Below are 23337 nucleotides of genomic sequence, written 5' to 3'. Positions count from 1 at the left end.
ATGGAAGTTCTGCGGCATTCTGGCTACGCAATAACGAGGAAAGACTTGCTCGTAGCTGCAACCATACTTGCTCAAAATCTATTCAGGTACGGTTGCGCTTTGGGGAAATTATGAGGGGATCCCTCAGTACGTAGCACCCATTTTGCAAAGTGACAAGCGGCCAGATTTGAGACATGTAGACGCAATAAAAAAAAGCCCCATGATCAACATGGGGCTGAATAACGTTAGTCTGTACGAAGTTTAATCTAATTCAACTAAATTCTTTTGAAAGATTTTGTGCTGCGCTTTAACCGTATCTTCTGGCTCACCAGTGAGCAAACTAACAGCCACAATCGCTAAGGTTGAAAAGAGTATCCCAGGAACGATTTCATACACATCAAACCAACCGCCAGTCAATTGTTTCCAGACCACAATTGTCACGCCACCGGTGATGATTCCAGCTAGAGCACCATTGCGATTCATACGCGACCAATAAAGGCTAAGTACCAATGCTGGACCAAAAGCGGCACCAAAGCCCGCCCACGCATAAGACACCAAGCCAAGCACCGAGCTATCCGGTGTCATCGCTAACACTAACGCAACAATCGATATCAGCACAACGGAAAAGCGCCCTACTTTAACGATCTCTTCTGAAGTCGCCTCTTGTTTGAAAACTTGCTTATAGAAATCCTCTGCTAGCGCTGAAGAAGAAACGAGTAATTGTGAATCCGCCGTACTCATGATGGCCGCTAAAATCGCCGCAAGCAGAATACCGGCGATGACTGGATGAAACACCGCGTTCACCAGCAGCATAAAGATTCGCTCACCATCATCGAGCTGAATCGACCCATTTTGCGTAACATAAACTAGGCCAACTAAACCCACTAACATCGCTCCAAACATCGACAGTGCCGTCCAAAATACAGCAATCCAACGCGCTGTAGTTAAATCTTTGTTTGAGCGAGCCGCCTTAAAACGTGCCAAAATATGTGGTTGACCAAAATAGCCAAAGCCCCAAGCCACGAGGGAGAGAATGGCAATACTTGAAAGAGGCTTACCTTGAATATCATCCCATAGAGTCAATAATTGCGGGTTAATAGCGCTCAAATCTGAACTCAATTGACTAAAGCCACCATTCATTGCGGTGATCGGGACAATCAGCAACGCCGCTGCCATCAATAAACCTTGCACCAAATCGGTCCAAGATACGGCCAGAAAACCACCAAATAAGGTATAGGACACCACGCAAATCGTGCCAATGATCACCGCCGTGGTGTAATCAATCCCAAAGACGGTTTCAAATAATTTACCACCCGCGACTAAACCTGAACTGGTATAGAAAAGAAAAAATAACAAAATGAAAAAGGCTGAGATGGTTTGAATCAGTTTCGATTTATCATTAAAGCGCCGCGATAAAAACTCAGGCAATGTCAGGGCGTCGGTGGTAATACTGTAAGTGCGTAACCGTTTTGCTGTAATTAACCAGTTAGCCCATGTTCCCAAGAGTAAGCCACCCGCGAGCCAAAAGGCTTCAATCCCTGCCGCATAAGCGTAGCCGGGTAAACCTAATAACAACCAACCACTCATATCCGATGCCCCAGCCGAGAGCGCAGCTGGCCATGGCCCAAGAGAACGGCCCCCTAGAAAGTAGTCTGATGAGTTTTTGGTTCGCTGATAGGCAAACACACCGATCGCCAACATCAATATCAGATAGATAATGAAGGTGGTCGTAATAGCAAAGCTATTTTCCATTGATATTTCCTCTATTTACTAAGATCGCTTTCCCTCCTCTCTTATTTAACAAGAGGAGGGTCAGGATTAATGGGCTTCGTTGCCTAACTCTAAGAGCGTCGCGTTACCACCCACTGCTGTTATATTTATAGTGCGCGTACGTTCGGTAATAAAACGCAGCGATAAGTGTGGATCGTGTGCCACGGGAATCGTGGTGAGATCGGTTTCTGAAACAAGATTAATAATGGCACCAGTACGCTGAGCAAGTTGGCGATTAAGGCGATGTTCAAACGAGGCAGAGCCAACGTAGCCAACACTGCGAATGTCTGATTCAATTAATGCCTGATACGCATCCAATGGGCTAAACTGCAGTAAATTAATCGGTAAGGACGACTGCTGATTAGCTTCCGTTAAGGCTGCTATAAGCTCTCGGTCATCACTGCAGATAATGACGCTATTGCCCGCCACCAACGCACCGCATAACTGGGCCACTAATGCTTGCTTAGCCGTTATACTCACGTCATTTTGGATAAGTAGCGTGACTCCTCGCCCTGCGGTATACAGTTCATTGGTTTCGCCCGTAGGACCAATCAAGGAGTGTGAACGCGCCAGTAATGCACTGGCTTGCTCAAGGTGAAAAGAGACTACATTGGCTAATCCAGGCATACTTTCTTTTAACGATGATTTCAATGACAGTAAGCACTCACATTTAAAATCGAAATCGGTTAAGTTCCAGTTTTCCCAAGCTGAGAAAGCATCGGTAAAACGGGTGACTTGATGTACCATAAATGACTCCTTAGTTTTATCGACTAGCTATATTGTGCTTGAGTAAAACGATATAAATAATGTGGCCCACCCGCTTTCGGACCAGTGCCAGATAGTCCTTGCCCACCAAATGGCTGCACTCCAACCACCGCACCAACTTGATCGCGATTGATATAGCAGTTACCGACTCGAGCATGCTTCTCTATCCAACGATAAGTGGTTTCATTGCGGCTATGAATCCCCATCGTCAAGCCATAACCTGTCGCGTTGATCTGCTGCACCACCTGAGCCAGCTCATTCGCTTGGTAGCGAACAATATGCAAAATAGGCCCAAACTGCTCCTCGCTTAAACAATCAATTCCTGAGATTTCAAACGCAGTCGGTGCTACGAAATCGCCATATTGACAGTCATCAGCTAACGTTAATTGAGCAATTTTTTTCTGAGTCTGGTTCATGTGAGCAATGTGTTTCTCTAAACCTTGTTTTGCCTTTGCATCAATCACTGGCCCGACATCGGTACTGTGCAGGTAAGGCATGCCAACCGATAGCTCCTGCATAGCGCCTTGAATCAAACTGATCACGCGATCTGCGATATCTTGCTGCACAAACAATACCCGTAACGCTGAGCAGCGTTGACCAGCCGAGGCAAAGGCCGAGCGTAACACGTCGCGCACCACTTGCTCGGGCAGAGCCGTACTATCGACGATCATCGCATTTTGCCCTCCCGTCTCAGCAATCAGAGGTACAGGCTTAGACTCTCGCTCAGCCAGTGTTTGATTGATACGCTGAGCAGTCGCTGTCGATCCTGTGAACACCACACCAGCAATCGCAGGATGTGAGGTCAACGCATGACCTATTTCAGAGCCTCGACCGGGTAAAAATTGAATAGCGTAATGGGGGAAGCCAGCTTCAAGCATCAGTTCAACAGCACGCGCGGCGATCAAACTGGTCTGCTCCGCGGGTTTAGCAACCACCGTATTGCCTGCCACTAACGCGGCCGTGATCTGGCCAAGGAAAATCGCTAACGGAAAGTTCCATGGACTAATGCACACAAACACACCACATCCTTGACGTGAAACTTGACGAGTTATGCCATCAAAACCGTCCATCGTGAATGGAGCTAAACCGCCAATTTGATTCGCATAATAACGACAGAAATCCACCGCCTCGCGAACCTCATCAATCGCATCATGAATAGTTTTACCTGCTTCTTGATGACAAAGCGCACACAGCTCGGCTAAATTCGACTCCAACAAATCGGCTAGGTTAAGCAATTTTTCAGCACGTTGCTTAGCTGGCGTTTGCTGCCAATGACTAAAACCGGCTTGAGCAATGGCTATCGCTTCGGAAACATGATCAAGGCTTGAATGGTAGACTTGTCCAACATGAACTCGGCGATCATACGGAGCGGTGACCGCTACAGGAGCCATATTTTCCTTGATCATGCTTTCGAACAGTGACTGACCATTAACAATAGGAGCGGCTTGCCATTGATGGCTTAAAAAATGATGTACTTGCTGTTCAAATGGTTGCGCTTCACTTTGAATATCAATATTGATCCCATCTGAATTTTTGCGTTCAGGGAAGATCTGTGGCGGCAGTGGGATTTTACTGTTATGTAACGTCTCGAACGCTAATAGCGCATCAACCGGATGCTGAGTTAAACTGTCAACCGGACAGCGTGCATCGACTAAACGATGAACAAAAGAGCTATTCGCGCCATTTTCTAATAGGCGACGGACGAGATAAGGCAGCAGATCTTTATGGCTACCAACAGGTGCGTAAATACGTACCGATTGCTGATACGCTTTGATGGCATGGTGATACAAGCCGTCACCCATACCATGCAGACGTTGAAACTCGAAATCTTTATGGCTCGCCATTACCGCAATTGCCGATACAGTGTGAGCATTATGAGTTGCAAACTGAGGGAAAATATGACCACGAACCCCATCACTCAATAAGAATCGAGCACAAGCTAAGTAAGAAACATCGGTGGCTTCTTTACGAGTAAACACTGGGTAACGCTGATAGCCTCGCTGCTGTGACCATTTAATCTCGCTATCCCAATAAGCCCCCTTAACAAGACGGACGGGAATACAACAACCCTGTTGTTTGGCAAGCGCGGTCAACCAAACCAACGTTGGTAAAGCACGTTTAGAATACGCCTGAACCACTAAACCAAACTTGCCCCAGCCTTTAACGTGTTCACAGCTGTACAATTTCTCAAACAGTTGTAACGACAGTTCTAAACGATCGGCTTCTTCGGCGTCAATAGTAATAGCGACATCCAATTCTCTCGCTCGCACTAATAACTGCAACAGAGTCTGGTATAGCTCGTCCATAACGCGAGTTTGGTTAGCGACTTCATAGCGTGGGTGCAACGCCGATAGCTTAATCGAGACCGAGGGCGCCGGGCTAGTATCCAACCCATACTGGTCGCGGCCAACCGCTTCAATCGCCATTAAATAATCTTTTAAATATTTGCTGGCATCGCTGGTGGTTAACGCCGCTTCACCCAACATATCAAACGAATAGGTATAACCTTTATCGCGCATCACGCGGCCATTTTTTTGCGCTTCGCTAATCGTACGCCCAAGTACAAACTGATAACCCATGATTTTCATCGCTTGATGCATCGCCTTACGAATGACTGGCTCAGAAAGTTTATTGACCAAACGGTTTAAGGCTTGAGTCGGACTCTGCGTTTGGTTTTCTCCCAAGCCAATCACTTTACCAGTCAGCATCAGGCCCCAGGTTGAAGCATTAACAAATACAGAATCCGAATTTTTTAGGTGTGATTTCCAATCCGCAATCGACAATCGGTCTTTAATAAATGCATCGGCTGTTGGTGCATCTGGAATACGCATCAGAGCTTCCGCCAGACACATCAATAAAATCCCCTCTTGAGTATCTAAGCTGTACTCTAGAAGCAGTGCATCGATCATCTGTACCGATTTTTTGTCTTGGCGGATCGCCGTGATCAACTGTGTTGTTTTGGTGGTAATTAACGTTTTTTCTTCATCGCTAGGCGTTGCCAAAGGCAATAATTGGGTTAGCCATTGAGACTCGTCCACCATATAAAGTGGCGAGATCTGTCCCCAAAGCTTACTAAGCGGTTGCTCAATAAATTTGGGATTCAACACATCTATTGCTGTAAACATGCGTTTTCCTCAATCTCCTATCCGAGGGATGTGGCTCGGATTTCAGTCAATGGCAAGCAGTGTATTTTGAGCGCATCAATAATACTTGTCAAAAACTCCGGAATTTTTGTGAAAAACTCGTCTTTTTAACAAAACAAAAACAAAATCACAGCAATTAAGGTCATAAGAAAAAGCAAAATCACTGATATTTTTTCAAAAAAACAACGTCAATATGCCGTTAAATGCACAGTAATCGATGCCTAGGAAAATATCATCGCGCTGTGTTATCGAATCGATGATGAGGAATTCAGCAAGACCAACGTTTAGTCTTGCTGCTGTTGTTGGCTTAATACGAGTTCGCAACGCGTAACAAGAGACTTATCGGCTACACTGCTTTTTGTATTGAGAAGGCGAAATACCTTGTAAACGAGAAAAAGTATGAGTAAACGAACTTTGATTAGAAAAACCGGTCAACTCGGCCACTTGTCCCAAAGTAAATCGAGCTTGTTCAAGGAGTTGTTTCGCCATATCCACTCGTTTACTCAACACATATTGATGAGGGGTGATGCCCAGCTGCTCTTTGAATAATTGATGGAATTGACTCTCACCTAAATAAACACTGCCAGCTAACTGAGCGACAGAAATGCGTCGACTTAAATGCTGTTCGATATAGCGATCGATCGCCTCTAAATCAAAACGCGCCTCTTTACGATGCACCTCAAATGCCGAGATGTGACGCAACAATAAAGCAACCACGGTATCACTGCATGCTCGACTGAACAATAAATCGTCTGGGCTGGCGTGCATTTCCAGCACTAACATTTGAATAAGTTTTTGAATCTGCTTATCGAGTTGAAAATAAATGTCGCTACGTGCCAGCTCATTGATTCTCTGTAACGTTAAAGGATCATCCCCTTGGGGTAAGGGCAAATTCAACACCAAAATGTCCGATTGTCCTACCGTTGCACCGAAAGCATGCCCAGTACCAGAAGTTACGACACATCCTTGTCCAGGTCCGACAATATTACCGACACCAGACACTTCGAAATCCGCTTGACCTTTTAAGCCAATCACAATTTGTGTGTAACTATGATCATGGCAATCCATATAAGCGGGTAAAGTAATTAACTCCGCCGGACGAGGCGACAAAAGTTTGGCTCTTTCTGGATTCTTCACTAAATATTGACTCATGAGCACTGCACCATGGGATGACCTTTGTGCATGTTATAACATTTTTATCAGAAACCAAGCTTGATAGTGAAATAAGTCTCATCTCCGTATCAAGACCGTAAACGAAAGATAAAATTAGCTCCCGAACCATTCATTTAATGCCTCGGAACAATGATCAAGTGCACATAAATTACGGTCAATGAGTATCCAATTAAAAAACGTTAAAGCAGATCGGAAATCGGTGCTTGCATATTTCAAGAATCTGCTCAAAATGGAGTAAGTACATTTATAAAAGATACAAAATCAGTAACCTACTCACTAGATTTTGTATACAATTGTGCCTTCAGGATGAGAATTTTTTGCGATGAGCCAGCGTATTGATAACGCTGTCAAAAGTTTGTCTTTCTCCACTATAATGTGGCTATGTTAATTGTTGCAGGGACCTAATGATCAAATATCACCTCCCAGCGCTACTGCTTGCGCTAAGCCCTCTGTGGGTATCGGCATCGGTGTTCGCGGAAGAAGTTACACAGGTTGATCCTGTGGCCGCCATCGATGAAAAAATAACCATTAAACAAAGTGAAATTGACACTATCGCTGCAGAATTTGAAGCGGAAGGAGCTCAACTTCAACAACTTAAAAATGAACAGGCACGTTTAAAACGTGAAAGTGATGAGCTTAATGCACGGCAAAACCGGGCAAAATCTGCTCTGGACAAACAGTATAATCGCCTTCTTGAAGATCCAGACACCGATTTAGTCACCTTTCAACAGCGCTATCAGCAAGCTTGGGCCGATGTGAAACAAAACCAATCGGAGCAACTTACTAATCAGCAAGCGATGACAGAAAGTGATATGCGTTTATCTCAAATGAAGCAGCGTCATGCTCGTTTGAAAACCGAATTCACTAACTTGCAAGAGAGCAAGATTGATGCACGAGTTAAGCGCCTAGAAGCTGAGCTGCGTCAAAGTCGCGTGCTAGAAGCAAGCTTTCGGACTACGTGTTCGACCAGTATGACGCTGGGTGAGTGTGCCAATCAAGGTCAACAATTAACTCGTCAGCGTGCGGTGAATACCTTCAGAGAGCAATTACTTGATAACTTGACTGAATCGGTCATCGCTAAGCAAAATCTGCGTGGCGTTGAACTCAATATTCACGTTCAAGAAAGCCAAGTGATCCGTAGTGGATTTGAAGGGAACAACGAGTATTTCACTCATATTCAGGCTCAGCTACAAGCACGTCCAGAAGCCGTTGCCGCCTGCAAACTGTTAAACGTCTCTAGTCGCTATTGCTTAAAAAATGCAACTGAAACCGTCAATAGCAAAAATGAAAAACAGTGGGCCAATGTAACCATTCGTTCAGATCAATATCATGATTCCGTCACTATTAACGGTATACAATACGGCAGTACGCCTGTGGAAGTCGTTTTACCCGCAGGGCGTCATCAAATTTCTGTGACTAAAGACGGATTTGAAACCTATAATCAAACCGTCACAATCAACGGAAATGACACTATTTGGGTAAGACTTCGCCCTAGTAGAAACGATTAATTCCTGTAAATCGACTCGTTTTCTGGTCTGATTTCACAAAGCTGTCGTTTAAACGCCGTTTTGGTCCTAAGTTATTGAAAGATGACTTCTGACAAAACGGCGTTTTCGTTTAGAATAGCGACAATAATTTTCAAAAACTTAACTGAAGTAGGCAACAATGCGACCAGGTTTACCCGTTCTGTTATTAGCACTTTTACCTTGCTTAGTGACAGCACCCACGTTAGCTGAAGGCACACCTTCCTCAGTCATGGCGATTGATGACGCATTATTTACGCATCATACCCAGTGGCAAGAAGCGAAGAAAGCAACTCAACATCAGCAAACGGTGGTGGACACTCAGCAAGCTGAACTCGCTCGTTTAACTGCCTTAGCTAAACAACTCAATACCGTGTTCAATTCAGCGAAAACAGCCCTAGAACGTGATTATTTGAAAATGATTGATGAACCGCAATTAGACATTAGCGGTTCACAACACGCTTACCAAACGGCTTGGTCTGAAGTTAAGAAAAATCAACAAGACACTTTGCTTGCTCAGCAAACCTTGCAAGAAATGCAAAATCAGCTCGTTCAATTACAAGCTAGCCAAGACGCTATCCAACAAAAAATTACTCAATTGGATCAAGATAAACTCCGAGCAAGAGCAGAGCGATTACGAGCAGAATTGAGTCGTGTCGGAGAACAAAAAGTCAGCTTTACCAATGTCTGTCATGCCACAATGACTTTGGCACAGTGTAGCCAACAAACCACTGATTTAGCTCAGCAAAAGGCCGTCAATCAATTTCAAACGTGGTTAATAGAAGAGACCACTGAAGCGCCGTTGATCAAACAGCACCTCGCCGCCGTTTCGCTCAACATTCACTTGCTCAGACATAAAACCGTTGATTCTGGTTTTTATGATGGCAACCGCTTTAAAACGGTACTTGAAGCACAATTGGATGCAAGACCTGCCGAAAACGTGCCTTGTACATTACTCAATATTGATAGCCAATATTGCTTCGCTCCTGGTGATGGTAGCCATCCAAGTCAACAAAAAGAAGTGGCTTGGGTTAATGTCATGATTCGTTCCAATCAGCATAACGATCAGGTCACGATTAATAGTGTCCGTTATGGTAGTACTCCTGTTGAAATCATGCTCCCTACTGGTCAACACCATGTCGTTATCAAAAAAGAAGGTTTCCACCCATTTGATCAACAGGTCAATATCAGTAGCGATCACACCTTACGAGCGGTATTACGTGAAATTGTTAATGAGGTAAAAGCGGGAGATAAATTCGCTGATACCTTAAAAAATACTCAGCAAGCCCCACAGATGATCACTTTACTCGCAGGAGAATACCTACTGGGAGAGAATACTTCTCGTCAAGTTCGCCTTGATCATGCTTTCGCTATTAGCGCAACGCCAATCACCGTGGGACAATTTAAACAATTTGTGCAGCAAACGGGTTATAAAACTGATGCTGAACTGAAAAATATCTGTCTGGCCGTACAAGGGACAACCGTTGCTCCGGTATCGGGAAGTCACTGGCAAAACCCAGGCTTTAAACAAACCGTTCAATCGCCAGCCGTCTGTATCAGTCGTAGCGATGCTAGAGCTTATGCCAATTGGCTAACCCAACAAACAGGGTTTCGTTATCGCTTACCGAGTGAAGATGAATGGGAAGTGGCCGCCCGTGCAGGGCGAAGAACCGATTACTGGTGGGGGAATGATTTTGGAGCCGGTCAAGCCAACACAGGATGGAGTGGCACACCATGGTCAAATAAGCAAACGTCCCCCGTTATGGCATTTTCACCAAACCCATTAGGTTTCTACGATATGGTCGGCAACATTTGGCAATGGACATCAGATAATCCCGGTATCGCTAAAGGTGGGGCGTGGAGTTTCTCCCCTGAAATGGCTAAGGCTTATCATCAGCTTTTTGTCTCACCTTCTACATCGGCTAACTATCTCGGATTTCGCGTCCTACGCGAGCTGTAGCGACAGTATAAAGGCGACAAAGGGGATAGTCATATTATCCCCTTTGTCGTGCCTAGCTATGGTGCGAGACGCTCTATCTGCCACTGTTGTTCAGATTTACTGTATAGAAAACGATCATGTAGGCGATGCTCACCACCTTGCCAAAACTCAATACTTTGCGGTTTGATTCGATAGCCCCCCCAGAACTTAGGCACAGGAATTTCTCCTTTAGCAAATTTTTGTTTCAGTTCTAGATACTTACCTTCTAATACACCACGAGCTGAGATGCGGCTACTCTGTTTACTCGCCAATGCAGCCAGTTGACTCTCTTTCGGACGAGAAGTGAAATACTTCATGTTCTCAAAGGCAGTCAGTTTTTCCGCGACGCCAGTAATGTGCACTTGACGCTCTAAAGGATGCCAAGGAAAGTGCAAACTGACGCGATGATTGTGTTCAATATGCTGCGCTTTACGGCTTGCTAGGTTGGTGTAAAACACAAAACCTTGCTGATCAACATTTTTTAATAAAACAATACGTTGAAAAGGCTGACCATCGTCATCTACAGTAGCCACCGTCATTGCCGTTGGATCTGCAAGCCCTGCATTAATCGCTTGCTCCAGCCAAAAATTGAATTGCTCGATCGGATCGAGCAATAAGTCCTTGCGGCGTAATCCACCTTGTGTGTACTCACGACGAATATCTGAAAGATCCATGTCTACTCCTCTTTTTGGCTATGATTGTGCGCTGATAGCCTAACGATCTCAAGTAGAACGGATTGATTTCGCACGCTGATATCTCAACGTGCAAAATATCAGGCTTAAATGCCAATATCTTCTTGATCCAATTTGGAAGAAAACTTAATTTCATGCTGATTAAACATAATCATCGAAGGCCCATGAACCCGCTTCGTCACCACTTTTTCGTCACCATATTGAATCGTCACGTGGGTGAATACCTTACCTTTGACTTCAATGGTATTGATTTCCAGCATCTGTTCAAACTCTTCATTTAACAAGTCGACCGCTACCTTAACTTTTTCCATTCGCTCACTTGATTGCGCCTTATGTTGCTCAATCTGTGACGCTTCCTCTTCATTACGTTCAGCTTTTGGGCGTTTTTTAAATTCTAATTCTCGGCGAATCACTTCCATCGTGCTCTCTTGAGCCTGCTTATAATACTCTTTATGTTTGGCAATTCGGTCGCGGTACCATCCATAACGCGCAAAAGCCTCTAACATAGTGGCAGCATCGCCTTCGGCTCCAAGGTTAAAGCAAACAACCTTTCCACCAACTTTAGCGCTACCACCGCTTAGTGTGCCTTGTTTTTCCGCTTTATCTAAAACGGTTAAATCCCCCCCACAACGAATATCGTTACTCAGACTATGCACAGAAAGCTGAATATTTTCCGCTGCTTGTAACTCAGAAAATTGGGCATAATTGGCTTTAATACTGCCGCCTGATTTGACCACACAGGTTTTCGCTTCATCATCATAAACCGTATGCCCAATAATCCCTTTGCCTATCTCAATATCACCTTGAGCTTGTACATCTGCCGATTCAACAAATCCCCCAATCACAATAGAGCCTGTAGCGCGAACGATCATCCCCGGATCTACATCTCCAGCAATGACTACACTGCCCTTAAATTTTACGTGACCAGTTGCAACACTGACATTATTGAGGCATAAAGCGCTTTCTACATCGACCGTTTTATTCTTAATGATCGGCATTCCAGATAAGCTAGCGAGTAATAAATTAGGATCATTAGGGGAGATATATGTCCCTTTACCAGCAACCAGTACTCCTTCATTACCAGGTTTAGCTGGGATCACTTTCCCTAAAACGGTAAAACCGGGTTCACCTTGAGTAGCGGGCTTGCGGCGCATCACCGGATCATTTTCCTCAACAGTGATCGTTTCGCCCAAATTTCTCATGTCAACTTTATGCGGATCAGCGGTTTTTTGTGGTGCTAAAATGCGGGTTGTCACATCGTCTACTAAGGGTAAAAATTGTACATCTTGGCCTTGGATCGGCGCTTTCCCCTGAGCAATCGGCTGGGTAAACGTTTCTCCAGGTTTTAACGTTTTACTCACCAGTAAAACTTTCTTCAAAGCTTGTTTATTTATACCTTTAATCACATACGCTTGAGCCAAAGCATGCACTAACTCACTACCATAAAGACCACGCCCTCCATAAGCTCCGGTCACCACCATACTGGCCAGCATGTCTTGTTCACTTAATACAACCTCAACAGTCGCATTTCTTTTTTCTGCGATGATGATACCTTCTCGAGCTTCTTTTTTACCTTCTTTAACACCATTGATAAAACGATTGACAGCTTCTTCGAGCACATAGAATTTCCCCGCCCCTAATCGTGCTAAGGACTCACTCAATCCTGCTTGAGCTAATTCCGGGGTTGCGTTGCTATCGCTCGGCAAGCGCGCAATAACGCGGCCCTTGTCTTCCGAGAGAGTAATCAGATCCTTCCACATAATACTCAACCTTACAGCATCTCTTTGGATTAAAGAGCAGTGTATAAAAAATGCCTGAATCACTAAATAATTCGATGTTCAAATTAAGGCCCCCATCACTGGATATCGGCTTGATGACAAGGAAAAGGCCCAATTAAAGGCCAATACGATTGGTTTAGTACCCCTAGTCTTCAATCACTAAAGAGACATCTGGAAAAGCATACCGACTATCAAAACGATACACGGCTTGAATTTTCTGACCGTGGTTTATATAACGAATCGATTCACATAGCTCCGTTGCAAACAATAAATCTTGATCGTCGTGCATCCGATCCGTTTGCTCGGTATTAACATCCGTCAGCGGGTGTCCATTATGTTCAAGAATAAACAGTATCCGCTGCTGTTGAGGTTGATAATCGACCTGAAAACGGATCCAATAATCGTCAGCCAGTTCCTGCAGTCCTTGCTCCCGTTGTTGATGATAAAGAACAAAACCATCTGGATGATCTTTCAGCTCGGTAGAAAGACCAAGTAAACCTTGTTCAATAATCTTCGTGAAGAGTTCCGATAAAATCGAGCAGATAAAATCTAAATGATCGCCAACTTGAATCATCCCTTTTAAAAATAAACGAACTTCGTTCATTAAGATGATCTGCTTTAACACCGAAGAGGAAAAGTAGAGTTCACTTTTACAAGGAATTAGACTGGGAGAAGAGCTGAGGATCGGCTGAACATTTTGCGCATTGATGATCGGAAAAGATAAAGTAAGAATGGACAGATCTTCATCTTGTCTTGCTGATGAAAAAGCGTGCACCGCCGAATCAATCAGGCTGATAAACGATTGTGTCGATGCTTGAGTCAATAATGTTTCCAGTCGCTTACGACCGAACATCTCACCTTCTTGATTACGGGTCTCAATAACACCTTTCGTGCAGCAGACAATGCTCTGCCCAGGTGAAAGTTTAAAGTGTTTGATATCACAGCGAAACATTTCACTCGGTAGAACCCCTAAGGGTTGATGTGTCGATGCTAAGCGTTTCACCAACTGACGATTCGGCGATAATATATAACCGTCAGGCATTCCTCCCCCCCACCAAGAAACTTCAAAACCATTGGAGTGTATCTCAAATAAATTAGCAGCAATATGAATACTCGGGGGTAAGAATGTCGCCAGTTCTTGATTAAGCTCAACAACCATTTCGCTCAATGCACAGCCCCGTTCCGCTAATGCAAAAAAAGCACGAGTCGCAGGAATATTAGCAATCGCAGCAGGCAAGCCATCGACGCTTGAATCCGCGATCATAACGTATATCCCACCATAGCGACGCCGAGCCACCAATATTAAATTTCCGTTAAAAATCGTTGAAGGAGTAGAGATATAATGAATCCCATAAATGGGGGCGATTTGTGTGCTCATCTCTTCGACTAAGTTACTAAAAATCGATTCAGCCACCGAGTAATCATGCTGGACTTGATCTTGGAAAGTCTGTAACTGATCACGCTGAGAGATCAGTTGCTGATGCATTTTTACAATCCGATAATGCGCCTGTATTTTGGCTAATAAGACACCTTTTTCAATCGGCTTAGGAATGAAATCATCACCCAGAGCAAGACAGCGAGCAAAGGAATCTTGATCATCTAAGGCAGTGAGAAACAGAATAGGAATATGTTGTTCAGGAAAAGCCGCCCGGATCTCTTTTGCTGTCGTAAATCCATCTTTTACCGGCATCATCACATCGAGCAAAATAATATCGGGCAAAGGATCCATCTTTTTCATCGCCGCAACCACCCCTTGGCCATCGGCAAAAAGATCAACATGCGGCGTAATATGACTCAACATAATACGGCACAATTCTCGGTTGGTCGCATGATCATCGATGATCAGTACTCTCATACTCGGCCTCACTGACTGTGCGTGCTATTTATTTTTAGACGACTAGGGTCTGTCAGCCTTGATTATTCCATCCACCCCACTGATAAGAATGAACAAAGAACATCACAAGAGTAACAAACCCTATGCATAAAAATATAGTTCAGTTTGTGGCATAGAGCGAATAGCTTTGCTGATCAACAGAAGAGGCCAATGATTGATCAAGCAACGATAACGGCATCAATGCCCAAATCAAATTTATGAAATATTTTGTTTGGGCATGATGACTAAGAGACATCAGCGGTAAAAGATCAATCCCTAAGTGCTTTGATTAAAACCGAGGTATCCATCCGGCCAAGCCCCTGAGCAGACAAATCACGATAACGTTGCGCTGTTGCTTCGGTCATCGGTAAACACAAGCCATGACGCTCAGCCTCATCAAGACAAAATTGCAGATCTTTGATCATCCAATCAATAGCAAAACCAAAATCAAAGCGATCCTCAGCCATACTGATTGCACGATTCTCCATTTGCCAAGAGCCTGCGGCGCCATTTTTTAAACAAGCGATCATGGTTGGAACGTCTAAGCCTGCTTTTTCAGCTAATAACAAGCCTTCAGACAGTCCATTTAAGATGCCTGCGATGCAAATTTGATTGACCATCTTAGCACTTTGCCCTTGACCAACCTCCCCCATCCGTATTGCAGAACGACCATAAGCGGCAAAAACAGGTTGCAGCTTTTCAAATAGCGCTTGCTCTCCACCACACATAATGGTCAATTGCCCATTCTCAGCGCCAGCTTGTCCGCCAGAGACCGGAGCATCCATAAAGCTTATTCCATGCTCTTTCGCCGCTTGGGCAAGCTCTCGGGCAAGCTCAGCGGACGTCGTAGTATGATCGACTAGCATAGCATTTGGCTTCATTGCTGATAGCGCGCCATGCTGGCCAAGCGTAATGCTGCGGACATCATCGTCATTACCGACACACATCAATACGACATCAGCATCAGCGACACATTCAGCGATGGTCATTGCCGCGTGGCCTGAGAATTGCTGAGACCAATCAATGGCTTTTTGCTGATTACGGTTAAAAACCCTCACTTCAAAACCCGCATTGGCTAAATGCCCTGCCATCGGATAACCCATCACGCCTAAACCGAGAAAACTGACTTTCATAATAATTTCCCTATATTGAATAAGATTGACATGCTAAGGACGTAAAAAAGCCGAGGCAAGCTCGGCTATCGTAGTTTATGGATTAACTGATTTCAGCATTATGATATACCTGTTGTACATCATCGCAATCATCTAACAAATCCAAGAATTTTTGGAATTTTTCAGCATCTTCACCACTAACACTTGTATGGTTTTGTGGCACGAATGTGATTTCTTCAACATCTAAGACTAAATCAGGAAAAGCATTAGCCAGTGCCGTTTTCACTTTGAAAAACTCGGTGTGAGGTGCGAACACGGTAATGACATCGTTTTCTAACTCGATATCCGTTACATCAGCATCTTCCATCATCAACGCTTCAAGGATCGCTTCTTCATCACTGCCTTTAAATTGAAAGACGGCTTGATGATCAAACATGTGTGCTACAACACCTGGTGTGCCAATCTTCGCCCCTGTTTTTACAAAGCATTGACGAACATCTTGATAAGTACGATTACCGTTATCCGTTAAGCAATCAACGATCACACTCGCACCACCTGGCCCAAAGCCTTCATAACGTGCAGGTTGGTAATCTTCACCGCCGCCGCCAGTTGCTTTATCTAAGGCTTTTTCAATAACGTGAGCAGGAACTTGATCTCTTTTCGCTTTAGAGATCAGGTGGCGTAGAGATAAGTTCATATCTGGATCTGTGCCGCCATTTTTTGCACACATGTAAATTTCTTTACCGTATTTCGAATAAACTTTAATTTTTGCGCCTTGAGTTTTCGCCATCGAGGCTTTGCGCACTTCAAAACTTCTTCCCATCGGGATCTTCTCTCTTATTCAATTAAATGCGATGGTTGCAGCAATCAAGAGTGATCTTGGCTGTGTAATCATGAACGCTACGCTACGCCCATTACTCGTTTGTACTTATCTACTGATTGTTGAAACCAAGTTTTCTCTTGTTCAGAAACTAGCTTGGTTAGCTGCTTAGTGATCTCTTCCGGCCCACATTTAGCCTGCTTGATCTGCCAAACCAGAAAAGAAGCCTGTTTATCAAGCTCTATTTTATTTTTCTGCTCTGCATCCAGCAACGCAAGGTTAAAAGACATTAGTAAACCCACAATCAGTAAAAACGTGATGCGAAATATAGCATAGGAATGATAAAAATTAAGAGTCAAAATCGCGCTTTGGAGCGCTTTACGCTAAGAAACCATCAAAAATAAAGGGTAGCATCCGCTACCCTACTTTATTGACGGTTTTATACACTTTAACCGCAAACCATTTGCAGAGGACAACTGGTGACTCTGCAAACGCCATATCTATCATTGAGTTAATGAAGAAGACCTAACTCTTTGGCTTCCTCAATGGTTAAACCACTTTCACGAATATCGCGCAGCATTTCAATACGTCGACGAGCTTGTGCAGATTTAAGCGTTTTATTAGGACGCTGCATCTCTGCTTCTTCCGTAACATCCACATCCCATTTATTGGCGATGTTAGTCATTTCATCATGGTCAATTGAATTTATAGACATTGCAACCTCCGAACAAACCATGCTAGGAACGAGTTATCTGTAACAAAAGGCCAAAACCTTGTTAAGCAGATTTTAGCAAGAGTGTGACTTAAGCAAGGGTTCATTTATCATAATCGACAAATGACTCAATTATTTTTTGCTCACCCTGAGTATAGAAGTACATCGAGCGGATTATCGGTAAAAAATTCACTAAATCAACTAGCGCCGAAAAATATTTTCGGCGATCAGTTCGTTAAATAGGCAATCATCAACAAGGCTGAAAGCATGATCAAGCAAGTTTTGCGGTTATGTTGATGTTATAACAGCCTTTGCGATCATCGCGGTGCATCAAATCCCGATGGCCACTTCGTCTAATGCTCGGAATACGCTATCGTCAATATGCTCTTCGTAGACCAATTTACATACCTTACGACGAACGGCTAAACCTGAGATCAATCGCTCAATAGAGAGGTGCTTATTACGGTGCTGAGTATTATACAACTCAATGACCTTACTTAAGGTACTGTAAGGTACGACACAATCATCCACTTTTAGCCAATCAAGCTTATCAATCAATTCCTGGCACTCTTCACGAATAGATGAAGGGGCATGGCCGGTCATGGCAGCCAAAGCCGTTATACTTCGTTCTAGCGCTTCTGCAGAGGTATATTTAGAGAGGGTGATAGTAATTTCATCAGCGTTAATCTCAACCAGATGCTTACGTAACTTCACGCGTCGGCCCAATCGGCCACGAGGCGTTGACGGTTTACGCTGTATTGGTTCAAATTCACCATCAATAATTTCCGACAATTCTTGAAGTCTTTGTTTGGAAACCATTTCATTTCGTAATGGATTAGGTAACGTTGGCGCCATATTGCGCTTACCCGCGTTGGTGGTTTTCGCGCGGGAATAACGTAGTACTTCTTCAACATCACATTTGATAGCCACTTGATAATCCAGTACTTTATCCTGTTCAATTAACTCACTAATCGTTAAATGGTAACCCCATAAATTAACGTTAAAATCACCGATCTTATTTTGATCGTTGGATAATCGTCTTAGTTCACGGATCAGATCCATCGAAAATCGTCGCCATTCAATATTGCGAGCCAATTTCTGATTAAGCTCACTGAGCATCATCGTATCAGTATGGCGACGTGACATTCTGCTACGAAAATAAGAATAGAGTTGGAAGACTAATGTATGTTGTTTAAGAATTTCTGGTGGAAACAGAAAGAAATAATCTTTCGTCATTAACTCTTCAAAAAATGATGGCTCCCATACCAGAATATACAGGTTTGGCTTAATACGGATCTCACCATCACTGCCTTCTGTTGGGGCTTCTTCGGACGCGGTGATCGTTCGAGCTAAAAAGCGAAAACGATCACTTTTAAAGCCTTCAGGCATATTCTCACTGAGCCAACGTCCGGTTAGTTCATGTAACTGAAAATCGGTAAATTCAATTCTATCAATGCTATCTCGGATCGAATCACGCGCTGGGCCGCTGTCTTTTTTGCCTCTTAACGATAAAATGTCAGTGATGTACAGCGGGGTTTTATTAGGGACGTATTTCGCGTTGAGCTGATAATCTTCTTGGTGATGATCATGGTATTGTACCGTCAATGTAAACAGGGCAAATAACGTCATGAGATCATCAACGGTCATAATATTTTTTGATGAGCGTGTTTCGATAACAGCACGAGTACCAGAAATTGACACCATCGATTTTTGATAACTTTTACGTGTGCGTGGTGGAGCTAACGCTTGATCAATAATCCCTGCCCAATTAGTCGGAGAAACAACAAACTGCTCAGCTTCATCTTTCATCGCTGGAGGTGTATTAAGGCCATGCTCGTGTAACAAACGTTGATTTACTTGCGTTTGTGCCAGTGCTTTTGAGCGTTTGCGTTTTTCACTTTGTTTAACCGATTCAGTGATAAGACTTGTGGAACCGAGTACAGAGATCAACTGGTTAGGATTAACAAATTGATGCAGCATCGTTTTGCCTGCTAACCCTTCTTCAAAGCGTACAGGGATTTGTTTAAACAGTCCTATCGCAACAGCAGCGCGTAATCTTTGCTGAATGGCAGCCCTGGTTAGCTGACCATCTGTCGCTTCGATCAATTCTGTTGTCGATACCAGTCCATCTTTACTGCGAAAACCTCTTAGAGAGATTAAGTTTAACAATTCAATGATACTTTTAGTGACACCTTTGAAATGTTGATATTGTTCGATCCAATCTACCGCGGTTTCTGAGACGACAAAAAGATGTCCATCTTTGTGGCTTCGTGGTGCTTTGATTAACAATTTTTCTTCTGATGCCATGATTCGTTCCGTATCACACAAGCCGTAATATCGCCATAGTTCCAAGAGCATAATCAAAAAAAGATCATAAATAAAGGAAAATTTCAGTTTTTTAAATAACTGATCTTTTTGATTATTCTGATCTATATTGATTAAGTTGATCATATGATCTGAACGGTTTTATCCAGCTAACCCATTGTATTTTATAAGATAAAAGTTTAACAATTAAGAAGCATGATCATGGAGTAAACGTAACGATGATCAATGATGATTTGAAAGCATGATCATCTTTTTCTCGAAGTATGATCATGTTGCTTGCGAATCAATGATCATTGTTATAACGGATCAATGATCACGGTTTATCTACAGGTTACCCACAAGCAGCTGAGCATTGCTGCTTCTTTTCTTAAACATACGGTTTATTAACAGCTAAAAATACTAGGAAGCATGATCACCAAATCGATATTTGTTGATCTTTAACTGTATTGGCCGACAATTTTGTATTCGATTATACCATCTGGGGCCATCATTTTTACGTTCGCTGTTTATTGGTTTATTTTCTGGTGTTCCGAAAGCATGATCATGTTAGTGATGATGATTTTGTATTGTTTCTATTGCTGATTTTATTGGTAATGATGAAAGAGAGATGTTGGATAAAGCCTGATTGTAATTGACATCTTCCGTAAATTAATCGTTTTTCATCATGCTTCCGGTGATTATTCTGCACTTGATCATCTTTCCGGATTTGGATCTTAGGATTAATGGATCAAAATTAACACCATTCGTTGATTTTTCCCCTTGATCATCTTTCCTATAGGTAGGATTTACCTCAGAAGCATGATCATCAGTTAACCCATGATCATGCTTCCGGATTAGGTTCCCTGCCCCTACTTAATCAACTTAATGGTATTTAAGCGGTGTTCATTTATTTTGGAGTTCACCGTATATCTACGGGAAAAAGCTGACGTTTTATATGACGCAAAAGGGGCGTTTACCTTCGTCGTAAGTGAGATGATCATTGAATTACGGCCGTTGTGTTTATGTGATGTTATGGTTGAAATGACATCAACCGTAATTTATCGATAGTGAATAATCGTTCCGATGATGATGTGATGTATGTTGTGATTACTTTAAGGTAGGATTTATGTTGTAGCCAGTGATAGCATCAATGATCCAGTGGAGATTATTTCTTTGCTAGATTTTATTGATTGATACTTAACTTCCCTTCTATGTCGATAAATAGAGTTTACATTGTAAATAAGTGACGCTGTGACACTTTTATGGTTTTGTTTTTTGTGGTCATAATTCTTAGTAATAAAGCGAAAGTTTTGTCAGCATTTTGTCATTTGTTTTTTTATTGGTGATAAAAGTTCTATTTATTGTGATTGTCGTCCAGAATTGTATGTTCACCTTTTTATTGTATTGTGCGTATATTGCTGTACAATGGTGCTTAATAACGGATGATGAGAATGGCTATGAAAAGAGAACAAACGATAGAAAATCTCTACAGGCTTGCCGAGCAAACTCAGCAGGTGCAAGCAGATCGAATAGAGATTGTATTAGAAGAGCGTAGAGATGAACATTTTCCTCCGATGTCAAAAGCATTAATGGAAACTCGTTCGGGCTTAACTCGACGTAAACTCGATGAGGCGATTGCCAAGTTAGAAGCGGCAGGCCATCAATTTACTAAAAATAATGCAAACCACTACTCGATTTCATTAGCCGAGGCACACATGCTTATGGATGCCGCTGGTGTATTGAAATTTCATCAGCGCAAGAAAAATACCGAGAATAAGCCTTGGATCATTAATGTTCAAAACCAAAAAGGCGGAACGGGTAAATCGATGACAGCGGTTCATTTAGCCGCTTGTTTAGCGTTAAATTTGGATAAACGTTATCGTATTTGCCTGATTGACTTAGATCCTCAAGGGTCTTTACGTCTGTTTTTGAATCCTCAAATTAGTTTGGCAGAACACAGTAATATCTATTCTGCGGTTGATATTATGCTCGATAATTTTCCGGAAGGAACCGAGATAGACACGGCATTTTTGAAAAAAAATGTGTTACTGCCCACTCAATACCCTAATTTAAAAACCATTTCAGCTTTCCCTGAAGACGCGATGTTTAACGCTGAAGCTTGGCAATCACTGTCTAAAAATCAATCGTTAGACATTGTTCGTTTATTGAAAGAGAAGCTGATTGATAAAATTGCTGATGAATTTGACATTATTATGATTGATACTGGACCACACGTTGATCCTTTAGTGTGGAACGCTATGTACGCATCAAATGCATTACTGATCCCTTGTGCGGCAAAACGTCTTGACTGGGCATCAACCGTGAATTTTTTCCAGCATTTGCCAACGGTTTATGAAATGTTTCCAGATGATTGGAAAGGGCTAGAGTTTGTTCGTTTAATGCCAACGATGTTTGAAGACGATAATAAAAAGCAAGTTTCTGTATTAACTGAGATGAACTATTTATTAGGCGAGCAAGTGATGATGGCTACTATTCCACGCAGCCGTGCTTTTGAAACTTGTGCCGATACCTACAGTACCGTGTTTGATTTAACGACGAGTGATTTTGAGGGCGGTAAAAAAACCTTAGCCACAGCGCAAGACGCGGTGCAAAAAAGCGCACTTGAGCTAGAGCGTGTTTTGCATTCACATTGGCTTTCTTTAAATCAGGGGTAAGTAATTCATGGCCATAAAAACATCTGATCTGAACGCTAAATTGTTCGGTAAAGCCGATAAAAGACGGGCCTCTACCCCGCAAGAGGCACAAGCCGCCGCTAAAGCTCAAGCGCAGATCATTGAGTTAACCGTTGCCGGTGAAGCGATGGTAACTTTTGAACTTATTCGTATACCGGCTTCAGAGATTGATACACGTACTTCCGTGTTTACTCAAAATGCGCGTGAACAATCGTTCCTTAATGAACATGCATTAGCGGATATCCTTAATACGTTACGTGAGCGTGGGCAGCAATATCCGGCTGTCGGTCGCCGGCTTGAGAATGGACAAATTGAGATCCTAGATGGTAGCCGCCGTCGTAAATCGTGTTTGATTGCTAAGCAAGATTTTTTAGTTTATGTTGCCGATAATATCACTAGCGATCATGCTAAGTTTTTGTCTGATGTCGCCAACGCACATAAGCCACTGTCACTGTATGAAAAAGGCAAAGAAATGCAAGCTCAGCTTGATAGTGGCGCTGCTGAAGATCAAAAAGCGTTAGCTAAGATGTTTCAGTGCAGCGAGGCATTAGTCAGTGGAGCGTTAAAGGCCGCCTCGCTACCTTTAGCCTTGTTACAAGCATATCCTAATGTGGTTGAGCTTGGCCGACCGACCATCGTTAAATTACATAAGCAATTTAACGAATTAATGCCAGAGCAGCAAAAAGAGTTATTAGAAAAATGCCAACAAGCCGATGGCTTTGTTTGGCAGCATTGCCAGTCTCAAGGGGTCACTCGGATCACCAAAGAGGTCACAGAAACGATAGAATCTTGGATAGAGCAGCTTTCGCCACCGAAAAAAACGCTGAATAATAAAATTGAGCTGGTCAAAGGCCGAGTAAATTATCAACGTAAGGGGCCGCTATTAACGCTGAATATCCAAAAAGTTGATGATCAATTGGCTCAAGAGATTTTAGACTTTCTCGAAAAGAAACTTAGCTAACTCGGTATCGTTTTCTTTGAACATAAAAAAGACAGCCCATCTTATGGGCTGTCTTTTTTAT

Annotated in this window: 16 protein-coding genes; 4 read left to right on the top strand and 12 right to left on the bottom strand. The window is 43.1% G+C overall.

Annotated elements, in window-relative coordinates; translation table 11 throughout:
- Window positions 1-240 precede the first annotated feature (240 nt).
- From putP to AACS00_RS11625, 4 genes are all read right to left on the bottom strand, one after another.
- A complete protein-coding gene (gene putP, locus AACS00_RS11640; RefSeq protein ID WP_110167492.1) occupies window positions 241-1731 on the bottom strand; it encodes a sodium/proline symporter PutP in 1491 nt (496 codons plus the stop codon).
- Window positions 1732-1797: 66 nt separating this feature from the next.
- Window positions 1798-2496: a 1-pyrroline-5-carboxylate dehydrogenase gene (locus AACS00_RS11635; protein WP_072670843.1), complete on the bottom strand. Its 699-nt coding sequence runs from the start codon at window positions 2494-2496 to the stop codon at window positions 1798-1800.
- A gap of 23 nt (window positions 2497-2519) precedes the next feature.
- Complete coding sequence (gene putA, locus AACS00_RS11630; RefSeq protein WP_110167491.1) at window positions 2520-5639, bottom strand: bifunctional proline dehydrogenase/L-glutamate gamma-semialdehyde dehydrogenase PutA; 3120 nt, start codon at window positions 5637-5639, stop codon at window positions 2520-2522.
- A gap of 357 nt (window positions 5640-5996) precedes the next feature.
- Entirely contained in the window at window positions 5997-6809 is an 813-nt protein-coding gene (locus AACS00_RS11625) for an AraC family transcriptional regulator (protein ID WP_110167490.1), read from the bottom strand.
- A gap of 425 nt (window positions 6810-7234) precedes the next feature.
- Here AACS00_RS11625 and AACS00_RS11620 point away from each other — a divergent pair, with 425 nt between their 5' ends.
- Both AACS00_RS11620 and AACS00_RS11615 read left to right on the top strand, forming a co-directional pair.
- Window positions 7235-8338, top strand: coding sequence for a PEGA domain-containing protein (locus tag AACS00_RS11620; RefSeq protein ID WP_072670840.1), 1104 nt, complete (start codon window positions 7235-7237; stop codon window positions 8336-8338).
- Window positions 8339-8495: 157 nt separating this feature from the next.
- Window positions 8496-10313, top strand: coding sequence for an SUMF1/EgtB/PvdO family nonheme iron enzyme (locus AACS00_RS11615; RefSeq protein WP_110167489.1), 1818 nt, complete (start codon window positions 8496-8498; stop codon window positions 10311-10313).
- A 56-nt stretch (window positions 10314-10369) separates the two neighbouring features.
- On the opposite strand, the gene pdxH is transcribed toward AACS00_RS11615, so the two are convergent.
- The 8 genes from pdxH to AACS00_RS11575 all read right to left on the bottom strand — a co-directional run bounded on the left by pdxH (window position 10370) and on the right by AACS00_RS11575 (window position 19625).
- Complete coding sequence (gene pdxH, locus AACS00_RS11610; RefSeq protein WP_072670838.1) at window positions 10370-11005, bottom strand: pyridoxamine 5'-phosphate oxidase; 636 nt, start codon at window positions 11003-11005, stop codon at window positions 10370-10372.
- 104 nt (window positions 11006-11109) lie between these two features.
- A complete protein-coding gene (locus AACS00_RS11605) occupies window positions 11110-12783 on the bottom strand; it encodes a DUF342 domain-containing protein (RefSeq protein WP_110167488.1) in 1674 nt (557 codons plus the stop codon).
- Between the two features lie 163 nt (window positions 12784-12946).
- Window positions 12947-14656 (bottom strand): PP2C family protein-serine/threonine phosphatase, encoded by a 1710-nt coding sequence (locus AACS00_RS11600; RefSeq protein WP_110167487.1) that lies wholly within the window; start codon window positions 14654-14656, stop codon window positions 12947-12949.
- Between the two features lie 287 nt (window positions 14657-14943).
- Entirely contained in the window at window positions 14944-15807 is an 864-nt protein-coding gene (locus AACS00_RS11595) for an NAD(P)-dependent oxidoreductase (RefSeq protein WP_110167486.1), read from the bottom strand.
- Between the two features lie 82 nt (window positions 15808-15889).
- A complete protein-coding gene (locus AACS00_RS11590; RefSeq protein WP_072670834.1) occupies window positions 15890-16609 on the bottom strand; it encodes a YebC/PmpR family DNA-binding transcriptional regulator in 720 nt (239 codons plus the stop codon).
- Between the two features lie 77 nt (window positions 16610-16686).
- Window positions 16687-16896: a DUF3283 family protein gene (locus tag AACS00_RS11585; protein ID WP_072670833.1), complete on the bottom strand. Its 210-nt coding sequence runs from the start codon at window positions 16894-16896 to the stop codon at window positions 16687-16689.
- A 221-nt stretch (window positions 16897-17117) separates the two neighbouring features.
- On the bottom strand, window positions 17118-17321 hold the full coding sequence (locus tag AACS00_RS11580; RefSeq protein WP_072670832.1) for a hypothetical protein: 204 nt from the start codon (window positions 17319-17321) through the stop codon (window positions 17118-17120).
- A gap of 327 nt (window positions 17322-17648) precedes the next feature.
- Window positions 17649-19625: a replication initiator protein RctB domain-containing protein gene (locus AACS00_RS11575; protein WP_072671211.1), complete on the bottom strand. Its 1977-nt coding sequence runs from the start codon at window positions 19623-19625 to the stop codon at window positions 17649-17651.
- Window positions 19626-21079: 1454 nt separating this feature from the next.
- On the opposite strand from AACS00_RS11575, the gene AACS00_RS11570 reads away from it, so the two are divergent.
- Both AACS00_RS11570 and AACS00_RS11565 read left to right on the top strand, forming a co-directional pair.
- Window positions 21080-22297 (top strand): ParA family protein, encoded by a 1218-nt coding sequence (locus AACS00_RS11570; protein WP_040905504.1) that lies wholly within the window; start codon window positions 21080-21082, stop codon window positions 22295-22297.
- A gap of 7 nt (window positions 22298-22304) precedes the next feature.
- Window positions 22305-23276: a ParB/RepB/Spo0J family partition protein gene (locus AACS00_RS11565; protein WP_110167484.1), complete on the top strand. Its 972-nt coding sequence runs from the start codon at window positions 22305-22307 to the stop codon at window positions 23274-23276.
- Window positions 23277-23337 lie beyond the last annotated feature (61 nt).

This window comes from Vibrio sp. 11986-1-5, from assembly GCF_963878025.1.
In the GTDB taxonomy this organism is placed as follows: domain Bacteria; phylum Pseudomonadota; class Gammaproteobacteria; order Enterobacterales; family Vibrionaceae; genus Vibrio; species Vibrio injensis.
Note: the sequence above shows the minus strand (reverse complement) of the source record. Positions and strands in the feature narration are given on the sequence as shown.

Coding starts and splice junctions, on each gene's coding strand:
- putP (WP_110167492.1), bottom strand. CDS start 1,731: ATGGAAAATAGCTTTGCTATTACGACCACCTTCATTATCTATCTGATA.
- AACS00_RS11635 (WP_072670843.1), bottom strand. CDS start 2,496: ATGGTACATCAAGTCACCCGTTTTACCGATGCTTTCTCAGCTTGGGAA.
- putA (WP_110167491.1), bottom strand. CDS start 5,639: ATGTTTACAGCAATAGATGTGTTGAATCCCAAATTTATTGAGCAACCG.
- AACS00_RS11625 (WP_110167490.1), bottom strand. CDS start 6,809: ATGAGTCAATATTTAGTGAAGAATCCAGAAAGAGCCAAACTTTTGTCG.
- AACS00_RS11620 (WP_072670840.1), top strand. CDS start 7,235: ATGATCAAATATCACCTCCCAGCGCTACTGCTTGCGCTAAGCCCTCTG.
- AACS00_RS11615 (WP_110167489.1), top strand. CDS start 8,496: ATGCGACCAGGTTTACCCGTTCTGTTATTAGCACTTTTACCTTGCTTA.
- pdxH (WP_072670838.1), bottom strand. CDS start 11,005: ATGGATCTTTCAGATATTCGTCGTGAGTACACACAAGGTGGATTACGC.
- AACS00_RS11605 (WP_110167488.1), bottom strand. CDS start 12,783: ATGTGGAAGGATCTGATTACTCTCTCGGAAGACAAGGGCCGCGTTATT.
- AACS00_RS11600 (WP_110167487.1), bottom strand. CDS start 14,656: ATGAGAGTACTGATCATCGATGATCATGCGACCAACCGAGAATTGTGC.
- AACS00_RS11595 (WP_110167486.1), bottom strand. CDS start 15,807: ATGAAAGTCAGTTTTCTCGGTTTAGGCGTGATGGGTTATCCGATGGCA.
- AACS00_RS11590 (WP_072670834.1), bottom strand. CDS start 16,609: ATGGGAAGAAGTTTTGAAGTGCGCAAAGCCTCGATGGCGAAAACTCAA.
- AACS00_RS11585 (WP_072670833.1), bottom strand. CDS start 16,896: ATGTCTTTTAACCTTGCGTTGCTGGATGCAGAGCAGAAAAATAAAATA.
- AACS00_RS11580 (WP_072670832.1), bottom strand. CDS start 17,321: ATGTCTATAAATTCAATTGACCATGATGAAATGACTAACATCGCCAAT.
- AACS00_RS11575 (WP_072671211.1), bottom strand. CDS start 19,625: ATGGCATCAGAAGAAAAATTGTTAATCAAAGCACCACGAAGCCACAAA.
- AACS00_RS11570 (WP_040905504.1), top strand. CDS start 21,080: ATGAAAAGAGAACAAACGATAGAAAATCTCTACAGGCTTGCCGAGCAA.
- AACS00_RS11565 (WP_110167484.1), top strand. CDS start 22,305: ATGGCCATAAAAACATCTGATCTGAACGCTAAATTGTTCGGTAAAGCC.